At 59.4% G+C, this 16,446-nt stretch carries 4 protein-coding genes; 1 reads left to right on the forward strand and 3 read right to left on the reverse strand.

Annotation, left to right across the window (positions count from 1 at the left end):
• Positions 1-40 precede the first annotated feature (40 nt).
• Positions 41-11,722: a BapA/Bap/LapF family large adhesin gene (locus tag B2Q93_RS07210; protein ID WP_286932341.1), complete on the reverse strand. Its 11,682-nt coding sequence runs from the start codon at positions 11,720-11,722 to the stop codon at positions 41-43.
• Positions 11,723-12,588: 866 nt separating this feature from the next.
• Here B2Q93_RS07210 and B2Q93_RS07215 point away from each other — a divergent pair.
• Positions 12,589-13,611 carry a GlxA family transcriptional regulator gene (locus B2Q93_RS07215; RefSeq protein WP_286932378.1) on the forward strand — a complete coding sequence of 341 codons (1,023 nt, stop codon included), beginning with the start codon at positions 12,589-12,591 and terminating at the stop codon, positions 13,609-13,611.
• 23 nt (positions 13,612-13,634) lie between these two features.
• Here the strand turns inward: B2Q93_RS07215 and B2Q93_RS07220 are convergent, their stop codons facing one another.
• Entirely contained in the window at positions 13,635-15,017 is a 1,383-nt protein-coding gene (locus B2Q93_RS07220) for an MFS transporter (protein ID WP_040074355.1), read from the reverse strand.
• A gap of 335 nt (positions 15,018-15,352) precedes the next feature.
• Positions 15,353-16,264 carry an aromatic amino acid DMT transporter YddG gene (gene yddG / locus B2Q93_RS07225; protein WP_046886085.1) on the reverse strand — a complete coding sequence of 304 codons (912 nt, stop codon included), beginning with the start codon at positions 16,262-16,264 and terminating at the stop codon, positions 15,353-15,355.
• Positions 16,265-16,446 lie beyond the last annotated feature (182 nt).

Below are 16,446 nucleotides of genomic sequence, written 5' to 3' on the forward strand. Positions count from 1 at the left end.
CAGCCCGGGCGGCACGCGCCCGGGTCTGTTTTTAGCGTCATTAGGTAATGATGTGATTCTGGGACACCAGCTCCTCATAGGTGGTTTGCACATTATCCAGCGTGACAAGCGTCGATTTAGCGTAGGCGGTTCCTGTGCCATCGCGGTCAATGGAGATCACCGTATTGTTGCCGCTGGTGCTCACCTGGATGTAATTACCCAGCGTCGAGCTCTGTCCGTTCCAGCCCACCAGCAGATCGCCGATATCAATCTTGTCGCCCTGCGTGAGCGAGAAGTTGGTCCAGTGATCGCCGCTGCTGTTGCCCCCGGTGGCATTGCCCGCCGTGTTGTTCAACACCTGGTAAATCAGGGTGTCGCCATACACGGTGCCGGTAATCTGATCATTATGTTCGGAGCTGATAAATTTCGGCGCCATGTTAATGGTCAGAGAGGCTGTGTCTGTTTTTCCACCCTCAGTCAGAGTGTAGTTGAAGACTTCCTTGGTCGTGATACTGGAGAGCGCAACACCGCTTTTAAGGGTATAGGTGTAATCCCCATCGGCTGCGATCGACAGGGTGCCGTAGCGCCCCTGTACGGTCACCGTGGCGCTGCTGGATTCGTACGGATCGATCGTAGAGGTCACGCCGTTAAAGCCGGTAATGCTCAGACGCGTATCAACCGAGTGCAGCTGATCCATCGCCCCCTGAGAGTCCGTACCGTCAAAGATATTGCCGTTAACGGTATGGCCGCTGGTGGAGTCGAACTGGGACAGCGAGAAGCTGGTGCCGGTTACGCTCGGGGTAATGGTGATATTCCCCACGCTCAGGGCACCCACCCGGCCGGTGTAGCTGAGTGTGTAGGTGCCCGCGTCCAGATCCAGGCCGGTCAGGTTAATAGAAGCGTTACCTCCCAGCAGAATACCGCCGCCGAAGGAGCCGGTACGAATGGTGGTCCCGCCCTGAGAGAGGGTCCAGTTCACCGTCAGCCCGCCCAGGTTAAGCAGCGAGGCGACGTTGAAGTTCAGCACTACGTTGTGCAGCGCGGTATTGGCATCAACGACAAAGGTACCGCTGCCGCTGCCCTGGGTGGCGCCCAGCAGTGCCGATGTCCAGCTGGCAGAACCGACCGTGGTGTCTGAGTAAGCCGCGGTATGGTGGACCGAGGCTACGTCAACCGCCTGGCTCACATCATTCACCGCATCCAGCGGACGCGCCGTCGGGGTGATATTCAGTGAGGCGGTATCGGTCACGCCGGTCGGCGTACGCACGGTATAGACGAAGGTGTCAGGGGTATTAATCCCGTTGGATCCTACGCCGCTGCGCAGGGTATAGGTGTATTCCCCCTGAGCGTTAATACGTAAGGTACCGTACTCCCCTTCGATGGTGGTGACGCCAGTGGCGCTCACCGCCACGCCGTTCACCTGGCTGACCACCGTGCCGTTCGGCACGATGTCATCCGACAGGACATCACCCTGGGTGGTGGCCGACACGCTCTCTACGCTGTAGACATGATCCTGCAGCACGTTGAGGGTGTAACCGGTCAGGGCGGTGATCCCCGCCGCCGTGTTAAGCAGGAACAGATACTCCCCGGCCGGCAGTTGCAGGGTTAACTGCGGCGAGGTGCCGCCGAGCAGCGGGGCACGCAGCCAGTTAGCTACGGTGCGGTACTGCTCGAAGGTCTGCGTCGCTTCGTTGAACTTATAGACGTACAGATCAAAGGTGGAGGCCAGCGCCACGCCCCCTACCGAGGCCTGAATGGTCATGGTGCGGGTGGTGCCGTCTTCCACGTTGTAGATGATCGGATTGCTCAGATCGTCCAGCAGGTTCAGCCCCAGCGTCGAGCCAAGATTGATACCCACCACGGTGAAGCCGCCCTGCGAAGACGGGCCGTTATCTACCGCGCTGACTGTGGTATCGAAGGTCAGGGAGGCGGTGTTGTCCGTCGCCACCACGCCGTTACTGACGGTGCCCTGGCCAAGCGAAATCACCAGCTTCGCGGAGTCGGTGGTGCCGCCACCGGTAAGGGTATAGGTGAAGCTCTCCGTGCGACCCAGAACTGATGGACCGGCATTGCTGTTCAGGGCGTAGGTATAAGTACCATCGCTGCGGATAGTTAAGGTGCCGTACTGCCCCTGAACAACGGTATCGCCGGTGGCGTTAACCGCGACGCTCTGGCCAAGTGCGTTAGTTATGCTGGTGACCAGCGTCCCGATCGGGGCGGTGTCGCTGCCCGTGGTCGGATCCACGTCATCAATCACGTTCCCGCTCTGGGCCGTTTCACCGGTCAAGGTGCCCGCGCTGGTTTCGGTGATATTCACGTTCAGGCTAGTATACGAGCCTGTCGCCAGCAGGTTGGTGTTATAGCTCAGTACCCGGTACTGCCCGCCCGTCAGATCATTGAGGTTAAGCGTTACCCCGCTCGCCCCCAGCGTCAGCAGGTTGGCAAACTGCGGCAGGCCGGTATCCACTACCGTAGTCCAGGTGTTGTTGACCGCATCCCAGCGCTGCACCACCAGCTCAAGGGTATTGAGCAGCGAGAGCACCACCCCGGAGGCGTTAGCGTCGATGGTCATGTTGGCGCTGCCGCCCGCTCCGACGGTGAAGTCCACCTGAGCGGTGTCGTTGCCAAGCAGCGTCAGCACGTTACCCACCGCGCCCACCAGCAGGAACCCATAATCGCTGTACTGGGTATTGGTCACCGTAGCGGTCGTTCCCAGCTCCAGCTCAATCGCGTTATCGCTGGCAGAGAGCGGCAGAACCGGCGCCGTCACGGGGAACGTAGTGGAGACATTGCCCGCAGCATCGGTCGCCGTAACGGTAATCTGCTCCCCGTCGACCTGTTTTTGCTGGAAGGTGTAGCTGAAGGTCCCGTTAGCATTGGCGACCGTCGTGAACGAACCATTCGGCGTGTTGATGGTGACCGTACTGCCGGCTTCGGCGGTGCCGCTCAATACGCTGCCATCGGCGTTAAAGGTACCCTGCGGTGCATTCGGCGCCAGGGTGTCCACGATCACCGAGGTAGACGTCGACGCCGGGCCGGTGCCGGTGGCGTTACTCGCCGTGGCGGTGAAGGCGTGTGAGCCTTCCGTCAGCCCTGTCGTCGGCGTGAAGGTCCACGCGCCGCTGCCGTTAGCCTGTGCGGTGCCGATAGAGACGCCGTTATCATAGATGGTGACCGTAGAGTTTGGCTGCGCGGTACCGGCCAGCGTCGGGGTTGAATCGTTGGTGGCCTGACCGTTGGTCAGGGTACCCGTCACCGGTGACTCACCATCGGTAACGGTGGTAATGACCGGTGCATTCGGCAGCGTCGTGAACGGTGCCGTCACGGCGGAGGTCGTGCCCGCGTTACCCGCCCGGTCGGTGGCGAAGACCTGCAGTGCTTCGCCGTTGGTCTGTGCCGGGGAGATGGTTGCGGTAAAGGTGCCGTCACCGTTCGCCGTGGCGGTACCGAGAACGGTACCGTTGGCGCTGGTGATCGTCACGGTGCTGCCCGCCTCGGCAAGACCGGTGACGCGGGTGCCGTTATTAACCACCGCCAGGCTGGTTGGCTGCAGTGGCGCAACGGTATCCACCACAATGGAGGTGATGGGCGAGGCGGCGCTGCTGTTACCCGCTGCATCGGTGGCGGTAACGGTAAAGTTATGCTGGCCTTCGCTCAGGGCCACGTTGGTTTGTGGCAGGCTCCAGTTGCCGTTCGCATCTGCGACGGCCTGGCCCACAACGGTGGTGCCGTCATAGATGGTCACCGTCGCGCCCGCTTCCGCGGTGCCGTTGAGGGTTGGCCGGTTGTCGTTAGTCGGTGTCGCGCTGGTGACCGGGCCGGTAATTGACCCGACGTCATCCACGATGGTGGTGATCACTGGCACCGCAGGTGCGGTGGCATCCACCACGATGGTAAAGCTACCGGTTGCCGTGCTGCTGTTACCCGCCGCGTCGGTGGCGGTGACGGTCAGGTTATGGCTGCCATCCGCCAGCGGTGTCGTTGGCGTGAAGGTCCAGTTACCGTTTGTGGCCACAACGGTGCCCAGCAGGGTCGTACCGTCGTAGATACTTACCGTTGAGCCCGCCTCGGCCGTCCCTGCCAGGGTGGGTCGGTTGTCGTTGGTGGTCTGGCCGTTGGTCAATGGCCCGGTACCTGCCGGAACGTCGTCGGTCACGCTGGTCAGCACCGGCGTGGCAGGTGGCTGGGTGTCAATGTTGAGGGTAAAGGCTGGCGATGGCGGGCTCACGTTGCCTGCCGCGTCGACGGCTCTTGCGGTCAGCACGTGCTGGCCGTCAAGGAACGCCGTTTCGACAGGCAGCGACCAGCTGCCGTCCGCGTTAGCCTGAGTCTGGCCGATGAGCGTGTTGCCTTCAAAGACGCGCACCACGGCGTTTGGTTCGCTGGTGCCGTTCAGCACCGGTTGCGCATCGTTAGTTGGCTGACCGCTGCCGACCGGGCCGGTAATGCTGCCCTGGTCATCGATAGCCTGGCTGATGAGCGGTGCCTGCGGCGGCACGTTATCAACCACCACCACGAAGCCCTGCGTTGGTGTACTGACGTTACCCGCCGCATCGGTAGCCGTAATGGTCAGCGTATGGCTGCCGTTGCTCAGCGCGGAATCAGGGGAGAATGTCCAGCGACCATCTGACCCGGCCGTCGTCTCACCAATCTGCACGCCGTTGTCGAGGATACGCACGATCGCACCGGCCTCCGCCGTACCTGCCAGCGTTGGCTGCTGATCGTTGGTGGCCTGTCCGCTGGTCAGGGTTCCGGTGTTCGGGCCCTGATCGTCGGTAACGCTGAGAAGCGTTGGGGTATTCGGCGCGGCGGTGTCCACCGTCAGGTTATAGAGCGTGGAGGTGACGCTGATGTTGCCTGCCGCGTCGACGGCGGAGAGGCTGAATACATGCGGCCCGTCGGTCAGTGCGGTCGTCGGCGTAAAGGTCCAGGTGCCGGCAGCGCTGACCACGGCGGTGCCGATCAGCGCATCGTTGTCAAAGATCTGAATGGTGGCGCCCACTTCGCCGGTACCGTTGAAGGTAGGCAGGTTGTCGTTGGTCGAGGCTCCGCTGGCGAGGGTGCCGGTCGCCGGACCGACATCATCCACCACGCTGGTAATGGCAGGCGCGGCCGGCGGAGTGATATCTACCGTAATAGTAAAGACCGGTGAATTCGCGCTCACGTTACCGGCCGGATCGATAGCGTTGACGCGCAGGCTGTGCGGCCCGTTTGTCAGCGCCGGTTCTGGCGTGAAGGACCAGGTACCTCCCTCACCGACCACCACACTGCCAATCACCGTGTTGCCATCGAGAATACGAACGGTGCTTCCCTCTTCACCCGTACCGGTGAGGGTAGGGGTGGCGTCGTTGGTAAGCTGTCCGTTGGTCAGATTGCCGGTGCCCCCCTCCACGTTATCGCTCACGCTGGTGATAACGGGCAGGGTTGGCGCAGTGGTATCGACCACCACCGTCCATGGCGTTGAGGCGTCGCTGACGTTGCCCTGCGGATCGGTGGCGATGACGGTGAAGTTATGTGTGCCTTCCGCCAGGGTCGGGGTGAAGGTCCAGGTGCCGCTTGCATTGGCAATGGCGGTACCCAACACCGTGTTGCCATCGGAGATGGTGACCACGCTGTTAGGTTCAGCGGTGCCGGTCAGGGTCGGCGTGTTGTCATTGGTCACCCCATTGGTAGGGATGGTTCCCTGAACGGGATCGACGTTATCCGACACGTTGGTGATGGTCGGCGTGAGGGAGACGGTATCCACCACCAGGGTAAAGGCTGCGGACGGATCGCTCTCGTTGCCCGCCGGATCGGTGGCGGTAATGGTCAGGGAGTGGTTGCCCTCGCCGAGCGCCTCGGTAGGGGTAAAGGTCCAGCTACCGGTGGCACCGACCAGTGCGGTGCCGATCGGGGTGTCATTGTCATAGACGGTGATGGTCTCACCCGGCGTGCCACGCCCGGAGAGGGTCGGTTGCGCGTCATTGGTCGTCTGGCCCGAGGCCAGCGGCCCGGTGCCCGGGGCGACATCGTCAGTCACCGCGCCAATCACCGGCGCGTTCGGCGCGGTCAGGTCGATCGTCACGCTTGCCGCAGGCGAAAGCCCACTGGTGGCTTCGTCCTGTGTCGCGCTGACCGCAAAGCTATGAGCCCCTTCGGTAAGTGCCGGGGCGACCGGCCATGTCCAGGTGCCATCCGGGCCAGCTGTCACCGTCGCCACCGCCACAGGGTTGCCGTCCAGGAAGATGTTCACCGTGCTGTTTGCCGGTGCGGTGCCGTTCAGCGTCGGGGTAGGGTCGTCAGAGGTTTTCCCTTTCACATCCCCCGTTACCGCGCCCTCGCCATCAATAATGGTGGTAATGACCGGGACGTCCGGCAGATCGACGCCGGAGTCGATCACCGTGTATTCGGTGGAGGCGCCCGGGTTACCGGCCGCGTCGGTGGCGATCAGGGTCAGAGTGTTCTGGCTAGTTTGCGCCGGTGACAGGGCGATGCTGAAATTGCCCTGCGCATCGGCCACGCCGCGGCCCAGTTCAACATTGCCCGGGCCGGTAATAACCACCGTGGAGCCCGCCTCGGCGGTGCCGGTAAGCGGCGTGCCTTCAGGGGCCAGATCTGTCACCGTTGGTGCCCCTGGCGGGGTGGTGTCAACCGTCAGAGAGATCGGCTCGCCGGAAGTCGTGTTGCCGGCGGGGTCGGTAGCAACAATCTCGATGGTATGGGTGGCGTCAGAGAGTTCAGGCTCGTCTGGTAAGGTAATCGACCAGGTACCGTCTGGCTGCACGATCGGGGAACTTTCGAGCGCTGTGCCATCGATAGTCACTGTAATCCTGCTGCCTGGCTCGCCGGTACCGGTGATGGTTGGTGTACTGTCGCGGCTATAGAGTATGTCACCCACCAGGGTGGCGCCTTCTACCGCATCAATCTGAGGCACGGACGGGGCCAGCGTATCGATGGTAACCGTCACGACCGGGCTGGTGGCGCTCAGGTTGCCCGCCGCATCCACCGCGGCGGCGGTAAGGTTCAGCGGCCCTTCTGGCAGCGCGGTCGTTGGGGTAAAGGTCCAGGCGCCGTCGATAATCGGCGCGCGGCCGATTTCGACCCCGTTGTTATAGATGATGACCTCGGTGGCATCGCCGTCTGCGTTCTCCAGGGTGCCGGCGATCGCAGGCGTAGTATCGTCCGTGGCACCGCCGTTACCGGCTCCGCCTACGGTCGTAATCACCGGAATTTCCGGCGCGCTGATATCCACAGTGACCGTGATACCGCCAGATGCAATGGATTCGTTCCCCGCCGGGTCGGTGGCGGTAGTGGTAAAGGTGTGGTCCCCTTCGGTGAGGTTGCCCTCAGGTCTCCAGCTCCAGTTGCCGTTAGCATCGACCGTAACGGTGCCGACCACGTTACCAGGATTGGCGGAGGCGCTGTCGTAAATGGTGATGACATCGTTCGCCACCCCGGTACCGCTCAGGACCGGACGCGGATCGTTGGTGCTGCCATTGTCCGCCACCGGGCCAGTGCCCTGGGCCACGTTGTCGGTTACCACCGGGACATCCGGCACCGCTGGTGGATCGGTATCAATAGTGATAGAGACCGCCTGCGACGGCGCACTGCTGTTGCCGGCGCCATCCTGGGCGGTCACCGTCAGGGTAAGATCGTAGGTGCCATCGTCCAGCGGCTCTGTCGGTGTCCAGGTCCAGACACCACCGGCCGGAATGGTCACGGTATCCAGGACTTCGTCACCGTTGTAGATGGTGATGATATCCCCTTCCGTACCGCTGCCGCTCAGGGTTGGCGTAGTGTCGCGCGTGGTACTGCCCGAGCTCAGATCCGTTGGCGTGGTCCCGTCCGGGTTGGCGGTGACCGCTGGCGCAGCCGGGGTCTCCGGCGCGGTGGTATCAATCACCAGGTTGACCGGGGTAGAGGTCGTGGCGGTGCCTGCCGGATTGGTCGCCACCACGGTGAGGGTGTGTGGCCCTTCCGTCAGCGGAACCTGCGGAGTAAAGCTCCAGTCGCCGTTCGGCTGAACCGTGGCGGTGCCGATCGGGTTGTCACCATCATAAATGGTGACGGTCGTGCCCGGATCGGTGGTGCCGGCGAGCGTTGGTGTGGTGTCGTCGGTGGCCGCGCCGTTGGCAATCGGCCCGGTGTTAGGACCCACATTGTCGGTAATGGTGCCGATTGTCGGTTGGCCCGGCTCCCGGGTATCGATGCTCAGGGTGAAATCAGGCGATGCCTCGCTGACGTTGCCCGCCGCGTCAGTGGCGACGGTGGTCAGCGTGTAATCCCCATCTGGGATCGGCGTCGTCGGGGTCCAGGTCCAGGTCCCGTTCGGCAGAACGGTCACGCTGGCGAACTCCTCGCCGTCCAGACGAATGCTGATGGTCGCACCAGGTTCGCCGGTACCGTTAATCGTAGGGGTGCCGTCGTTGGTGGGCTGACCGCTGGTGACGGTGCCAGCACCGCCCTCCACGTTATCGATAATGGTGCCGATCGTCGGGGCATCAGGCAGGGCGGTGTCAACGGTGATGCTCCAGCTGTTTGATATCCCGCTGACGTTGCCCGCCGCGTCCTTAGAGGTTGCCGTGAACAGGTGCCCGCCTTCGGTAAGGGCGGCAGGCGTATAGCTCCAGCTGCCATTCTCCAGCACGGTGACGGTCGCCAGGAAGACGCCATTATTCAGCAGGGTGATGGTCGAGCCCGGCTCGCCGGTACCGCTAATCAGCGGCGTATTGTCATTGGTGGTGGCCCCGTTATCCAGATTTCCGGTGTTGGCCTCCACGTTATCATTGACGCTCAGGATCACCGGCGCTTCCGGTGCCGTTGTGTCCGGCGCGTTCACCGATGCAGCCGGCCCAGGGTTGCCGGTCGGGTCGGTGGCGCTGACGTCCAGGCTTTCACCGTTGCGTTGCGGAGGAGTAATCGTGACAGAGAAATTACCACTGTCATCTGCCTTGCCGGTGCCGATGGTGGTGTCGCCATCTTTCACGGTGACGGTGCTGCCCGGCTCGGTGGTGCCGGTGACGGTGGTCCCGTCAGGGCTTACCGCCAGGTCCCCCGGTGCGGCTGGTGGGGTAGAATCCGGCGCGTCGACCTGCGCCGGCACGCTGGTATTGTCATTTCCGTCACTGGCCGTGACGTCCAGCAGCTGGCCGTTAGTTTGCGGCGGATCCAGCGTCAGCTCGAATTTACCGTCGTTGTTGGCCTGGCCCTGGCCCACCACGTTGTCGTCCTGATCGCGAACGATGACGGTGCTGTTCGGTTCCGCATCACCGGTAATGCTAGCGCCATCGGGTGCCACCACCACATTTTGCGGGATCTCTGGTGCGGTGATATCTGGCGCGTTGGCATTGGTCACGGTGCTCGGGTTGCCCGCAACGTCTGTTGCCGTCACGGTGATGGCTTCGCCATTGACCTGAGCCGGTGAAATGGTGACGGTAAAGCGGCCATCCGGGCCCGCCGTCGCGGTGCCAATGGTATCGCCATCGGCATCTTTCACCGTCACCGTGCTGCCCGCTTCGGCCGTACCGGTCACCTGCGTGCCGTTTCCGGAGACTTCAACGTCATCGGGCGCGGTCGGCGGGGCGGTATCAATGGTGAAATTCCAGGTCAGCGACGGTCCGCTGGTGCCGGCTGGGGTTGTCGCGGTGGCGGTAATCACGTAGTCGGCATCGGGCAGGGCTGGAGGCGAGAAGCTCCACTCACCGTTTCCGTTTGCCGTGATCGGGCCGTATGCGGTCCCGTTGATCAGCAGGTTAATCGTGGCGTTGGCTGCCGCGGTACCGCTGATAAGCGGCGTCGTGTCATTGGTCGGCTGGCCGTTACCAATGGCCACCGGATCCGCGCCGTTATTATTTTCCACACGAACAATCAGCGGGGAGTCCGGGAAGCCGGAGTCGGTGGCATCGAAGTTTACTGGGGTGCTACGGTTGCCCGCCGTATCTTGTACCACCACGTTCAGCTGTTGGCCGTCGGTTTGCGCTGAGTTCAGGCGCACGCTAAAGGTGCCGTCTGCACCCGCCGTAGCCTGACCCAGTAAGGTCGTTCCGCTGAAGATAAATACGGTGCTGTTCGCCTCGGCCTTGCCGGTAACGAAAATGCCCTCTGGCGCCATCGGATCTAAGGTTGGCGCTTCCGGAGGCGTGGTATCAACGATGAAGGTAATGGGGGTGGAAGGCTGGCTGAGGTTGCCAGCAGCATCGCTCTCCCGCACGGTGATGGTGTGCGAACCTTCGTTCAGAGGGGCCGTCGGCTTGAAGCTCCAGGTCCCGTTTTGCAGTACCGTGACGTTGCCAACTACGACGTTATTATCGTAGATGGTGAGTTTGCTGCCCGGCACGCCGGTCCCGGTCAGGACGGGCTGATTCTCGTCGGTACTTTGTCCGTTTTGCACTACACCCACTACGCTGCCGCTCTGGTCATTGACGATGGCTGCGGTAGGCGCGGCAGGAGGGGTAATATCGACAATCACCGTAAAACCTGCGGAGGCCGGGCTGGTATTGCCCGCCGCGTCGGTCGCTTTCACGGTAATGTTATGGATCCCTTCACTCAGATTACTGCCTGGCGTAAAGCTCCAGCTACCGTCCGCGCTAACTTTAGTGGTGCCTATCTGCTTGCCATTATCGAAGAGGGTAATGGTAGCACCGGCTTCACCCAGCCCGCTGAAGGTAGGGCGGGTATCATCCGTGCTCTGACCGCTGGTCAATGGCCCTTTGATGCTGCCCACGTCGTCGTTTACCAGAACTATCGTTGGCGCGTCGGGTGCGACGGTGTCTGTCACCCCAAGCTGAGTCTCTTTACTGACGTTGCCCGCGCTGTCTGTGGCCGTGGCGGTAAGGGTCTCGCCAGCGTTAACGGGAGCGCCCAGGTCGATAGTGAATTTACCGTCGCTCCCCGCCTGGCCTTTGCCGATAATATTCCCGTTCGCATCGCGAATGGTTACCGTGCTGCCAGGCTCCGCAGAGCCGGTGATGGTGGTGCCGTCGGTGGAGAGCTGCAGGTTAGTAGGTGCCTCTGGCGCAACGGTGTCGGTTACCGCAAGCTGGGTCTCCTTACTGACGTTGCCCGCGCTGTCTGTGGCCGTGGCGGTAAGGGTGTCGCCCGCATTAACGGGGCCGTCCAGACCAATGGAGAATTTGCCGTCGCTTCCCGCCTGGCCTCTGCCGATGATATTCCCGTTGGCATCGCGAATGGTTACCGTGCTGCCCGGCTCGGCAGAGCCCGTAACTGTGGTGCCGTCTGTGGAGAGCTGCAGGTTGGTTGGCGCATTGGGGGCTGTCGTATCCGGATCGCCCGGATTCGGAGGGAGGGGATTGTTGTTATCATCATCACCGCCGCCGCCGCCGCCGCCGCCACCACCGCTTGCGGCGATGGCAATCCCACCGGCAACCGCCAGACCACCCAGCACCCAGGGCCATACTGCTCCTTCACCTGCCGAACCGGTGGCACCACCGGCCAGCAGCGCCTCGGTTGAGGCAATTGACTCGTACTGTTCAGCCACCAGCGGATCTTCAATCCACCACAGCGCACCGTCTGTCTCCTCCAGTACCAGCTGGCTGCCGTTGCCCGCCGCGTAGAAATTTTTCAGCGTAATGGTTTCACCTGACGTCAGGCGAACAATGAGATCGTCGTTGCTGCGGCTGTAACCTGCAATATCGGCGCGGCCCACGTGGAGCGTGACGATAGAGGGGTCATTCAGAATGACCTGAGTCCCCTCCATAGTGGTTTCTGATTTCGTCAATGTGGAGAGGACAGTGATCTTGCTCATTCGAAATACTCCCGTCAGAGTGCGTAGAAATGGCGCGCAGGTTGGGGCCATTCCTTCCCATAGATAAAAGGTATCCGCAGCGGCAAAACTATTATTTAAAATAGTTCAACACTGAAATTGGTTAATAAGGCAATCAATACGTCTCAGGAAAAATAAGAGGTATTGCAATGTTGCACATGAGGTGCGAGTCGATATTAGTGTGCGTTTTTGGGCGTTTTTATTCCCTATAAACTATGGTGATATCAAATTATTGCGTATGAATTTGATATAGCGCTTAAGCGAGGAAAGCGCAAATTAAGGAAGCGTAAATAAAAGGTAAGTGAAGCTAATTAAAAGTGCCTAATAACGCGTTTAATTCTATTTACCCTGCGTTCCACCGCTGTAGGCCTTGCCTGGCCTGCGATGGCGCGCACGGTGCGGGCTGTAATACGTAGGCCTGAAAGTGCGAGAAATTCGATCGTAATCACAAAATTTCATTTAAGTAATTGTGGGTTACTGTTTTAGTATTAGTTAAGTTAAGAGTGAATATATTATATTTAAGGGCGATTATTCTTATATATAAGTTTATTTGCCTGTATTACCAAAGACTGCTACTGACGCGGTGGTAAATAAAGTAAAGGATTTTGGCTTAATTTTCGCTGTTAATTAATGGCTGGCCAGAGATATAGTTCCCAATACGTTGATATTTATCCGAAGTGCAGGGCACTTTTACGAAGACATAGCGCACCGGCAAAAGTCATGTAGCGTAAAAAGTATTGTTAAGCTTTTTGCGAAGCGGGCTCGCACAAAGCAACAAAAACGCAGGGCGTAACAAGATGAAAAGGGTATAGTTTATGGGTGCACACGTTTTTGATGAGCCGGAAATTATGTCACCTTCAACACCTCCCATAAGCCAGACTGAGCCAAAACCTGACCTCACCATTGGTTTTTTGCTGATGAAGCAATTTACTCTGGCCTCCGTGGCCGGGTTGGTTGAATCTCTGCGTTTTGCCGCTGATGAATCCTTTTCCAGTCGGCAAATCTTTTGCCGCTGGGAGTGGATGACCTGCGATGATAAGCCCGTTACCGCCAGTTGCGGGTTGCCGGTCTCACCCACCGCCGCGTTAGATTTCAGCAAACCCTGGGATTACTTCGTGGTGGCGGGCGGTCTGCTGGAGGAGACGCGCCAGCCGCCCGGCTGGTTGTTAACGGCTCTGCGGGATCTGCATGCGCGCAATATCCCTATTATCACGCTCTGTAGCGGCGCGTTTGTGGCGGGTAACGCCGGGCTGCTCGACGGGCGTCACTGCGCCATCCACTTCACCACCCGGGATGAGTTTCGCCTGCGTTTTCCGAAAGCCATCCCGGTTATTGATAAAACCTACATCAAAGATGGCGGGATCATTACGTGTCCGGGCGGTACGGCCATCGACCTGGCGGCAGATCTGATTCGTCAGCATTGCGGACTGGTACGTTCGCAAAAGGTCCTGAAATATTTGCTGGTGGAAGAGGCTCCGACACGCCAGGCGAAACGCAAAGCCTCGCTCAGCGAACCGGATGGTTACGATAACGAGCTGGTCAATAAAGTCATTGAGTTTATGCAGCATCATCTGGACTCGCCGGTGCCGCTGGCAGAGGTGGCAGATTTTGCTGGCGTCACATTCCGCCAGCTTAATCTTATTTTTACGAAGTGTACCGGCCACTCGGCGGCGGTGTACTGGCGACGTATGCGTCTGGAGCGGGCGCGTAAACTGATGGCCGACTCCAGCAACAGCATCGGCGCTATTGCTATAGCGACCGGTTTTGCCGATGCGACCCATCTCATCTCGTGGTTTCGTAAGCAGTATGGCGAAACGCCGGGCTCGTTCAGAAAACGGCGGCGGGAAGTGGAAAAGCTGGTAAAAGAGTAAGGGCTGCGATGCAGCCCTTTTTATTAGAGTGTATTGCGTCGGGTGAGCGGCGCGTTGAGGGTCACCTTTTGCCGGGGGGCATCATCCAGCGACGCGGCATCCTCCAGGCTCCGGGCGTTGGTCTCTGGTGCCAGGAACCAGGAGACAATCAGCCCGAAGAAGGTGATGGCCGCAGCAATGTACATGGTGTTGCCAATCCCCAGGGTTTGCAGGGAAACCGGCACCAGCCAGGTGCCCACCGCCGCGCCAACGCGTGACAGCGAGGTTCCCACCCCAACCGCACCTGCACGAATTTCAGTCGGGAAAATCTCGTTTGGATAGACCAGCTGCAGTACCTGCGCACCCCCGATAAAGAGCGCGTACAGGCCAAACATCAGCAGAATGACAGGCGAGGGGCCATCACGCAGCAGGCCTAACAGCAGAAGCGCCAGGCCGGACCAGAGGAAGCTTTGCAGCAGCAATTTACGGCGGCCCAGAATATTTACCAGGCGGGTGGCAACGATACAGCCCACCACGAACAGCAAGGTAATGGCTACCGATCCCCAGGAGGCCCAGGCGCCGCTCAGGTGCAGGGCATCCAGTACTTTTGGCGCAAAGGCGTAGACGGCAAATACCGGGATCACCGAGCAGGTCCAGAAGATGGTCACAAACGCCATGCGTTTGCCGTAACCCGAGTGCAGCAGGCTGGCGAACGACAGGTTTTTGCTTTCGGCCTGCACTGGCAGGTTATCGAGGCTAAAGTCCGGCCCGTAAACCTGACGAATGATCGCTTCGGCTTCCGCGTGGCGTCCTTTACTCATCAGCCAGCGCGGTGATTCCGGCGTACCCAGACGCACAATGAACAGCAGGGCACCAATCAGCGCGGTGCTGGCCAGCGCCAGACGCCAGGCCTCCGGGCCGCCCAGGTGCAGGATCGCTTCCCCGGCCAGGTAGGCGGTCGCCGCACCGGCAAACCAGAGAATAGTGAGGGTGGCGAGGCAGGGACCACGGTTTTTCTTCGGCAGAAACTCGACCAGGAAAGCGGTGGCAACCGGATACTCAATGCCGACCGCCACGCCGTTCAGAAAGCGCAGGGCGAAGAGCATCTCGCCGCTCTGCACCCAATACTGTGCCAGCGAGCAGACCACAAACAGGGTCGGCCCCACAAAATAGAGCACGCGTCTGCCCAGACGGTCGGTCAGGGCGCCGCCAATAAAGCCGCCAAAAAAGATGCCTATCAGCGCCGAAGCGGCAATAAGCCCTTCCCAGAAGGCGCTCAGGCCGAGAGCAGGGGAGACCTTCATCATGGCGATGCCGATAATACTCAGCACATAGCCATCGACAAAGGAGCCGCCGCCGGAACGAACGGTCAGTAACCGATGAAAACGATTAAGCGGTACGTCTTCAACTGAAAGGATATTTGACATGATAACTCCTGTCTTTTCCCGACGTCGTTGAATAATCAGTAATAAGAGGACGAAATAAATAGCAGAGGCGATGACTATTTATTTAGACCGAGCGAAGCTCATACCGTTAATCAAACGAATACGGAATAAATGTAGGTCAGGTAAGATCGATAAAGTGTTATCCAGAGCAGATATAGCGATCTTAATAAAACAATGAATGAATTTATCGGTTATTGAGGCTGATTCATGACAGGTACTCCTCCGGTGCAGGATGGTCGGATAAGATGTTATTTATATCTATTATGGTCTTACTTCACTTTACGTCTTGCGGGAGGTGTACCCCCCGCAGACGGATATCAAGAACGCTCGTCAGATAACTTTGCCACCGGGACGGTGCGCGTCGACCACCAGCAGATAAGCGAGCCGAGACTTACCATGGCGGTACCCTGCCAGAAGGCCATCGTCAGCTGTGAACTGAGGATAAACGCGGCCAGCACGGCAGAGATAATCGGAATAAAATAGGAGGCGGCGGCCAGTATCGTCACGTTGCCATGCAGGATGCCGACGTTCCAGGCGGCATAACCGAAGCCCATAGCGATGGCCGCGAGCAATAAACTTATCCACGCTTTCCACGATAAAATAAAGTCCGGCTGAGGCGAGGTGAGAAATTTCACCCACAACGTCAGGGCCGTCAAAATAAAGAACAGGGTAATACCATTATTGCCTTTAGCGATTAATTTCGTGACCACGCAATATATTGCCCAAATCACCGCGCCGCTAAATGCCAGGCCATAACTTAGAGGATTGTCCATTACGTTGCGGGTCATTTCGTTTACGGAGAATCCCTGGTCCCCGCCCAGCACCCGACCAATGCCAATGATGGCGATGATCACCCCGGGTATAATTAACGGGCTGGTTTTCTGCCGGGTAACGATCACCGTTAACAGAATGGTCAGACTCGGCCAGAGGTAATTGACCATCCCCACTTCGATGGCCTGCCGTCCGTTATGGGTAAAGCCCAGCGATAACGACAGGCACAGCTCGTAGCAGACAAACAGAATGCTGCCGAGGATCAGATAGCTCGGTGGGAACTGGCGAATTTTCGGCAACCCAACGGTAAAGATCAGCAGTATCGCGCTGCAGGTGTAGATCAGCGCCGCGCCTCCTACCGGGCCAAAGCCCTCGCTCACGCTTTTAATCAAACCCACAATCGCACTCCACAAGAGGATCGCTATCAACCCGATGAGTGTCGCTTTCTTCTGGGGCATACCCTACCTCTGTTTACAATTTGGTCACAACCAGGCGCTGTGCAGTCGCTTTCTGTTAAATCCTGGTTAAATTCAGTCTTAAAATTATGCCTCTCAACTCTCTCTGTAAATACGCCTTCATCCGCAATAATCCCGGAATGTGATCGTTATCGGAAATCATATAGAAAATTACTACGCTTGAT

This window comes from Leclercia sp. UBA5958 (genome assembly GCF_002430365.1).
Lineage (GTDB): Bacteria > Pseudomonadota > Gammaproteobacteria > Enterobacterales > Enterobacteriaceae > Enterobacter > Enterobacter pneumoniae.

What these genes read in the sequence shown, in the direction of transcription:
- B2Q93_RS07210 (WP_286932341.1), bottom strand. Translation starts at nt 11,722, where the DNA reads ATGAGCAAGATCACTGTCCTCTCCACATTGACGAAATCAGAAACCACT.
- B2Q93_RS07215 (WP_286932378.1), top strand. Translation starts at nt 12,589, where the DNA reads ATGTCACCTTCAACACCTCCCATAAGCCAGACTGAGCCAAAACCTGAC.
- B2Q93_RS07220 (WP_040074355.1), bottom strand. Translation starts at nt 15,017, where the DNA reads ATGTCAAATATCCTTTCAGTTGAAGACGTACCGCTTAATCGTTTTCAT.
- yddG (WP_046886085.1), bottom strand. Translation starts at nt 16,264, where the DNA reads ATGCCCCAGAAGAAAGCGACACTCATCGGGTTGATAGCGATCCTCTTG.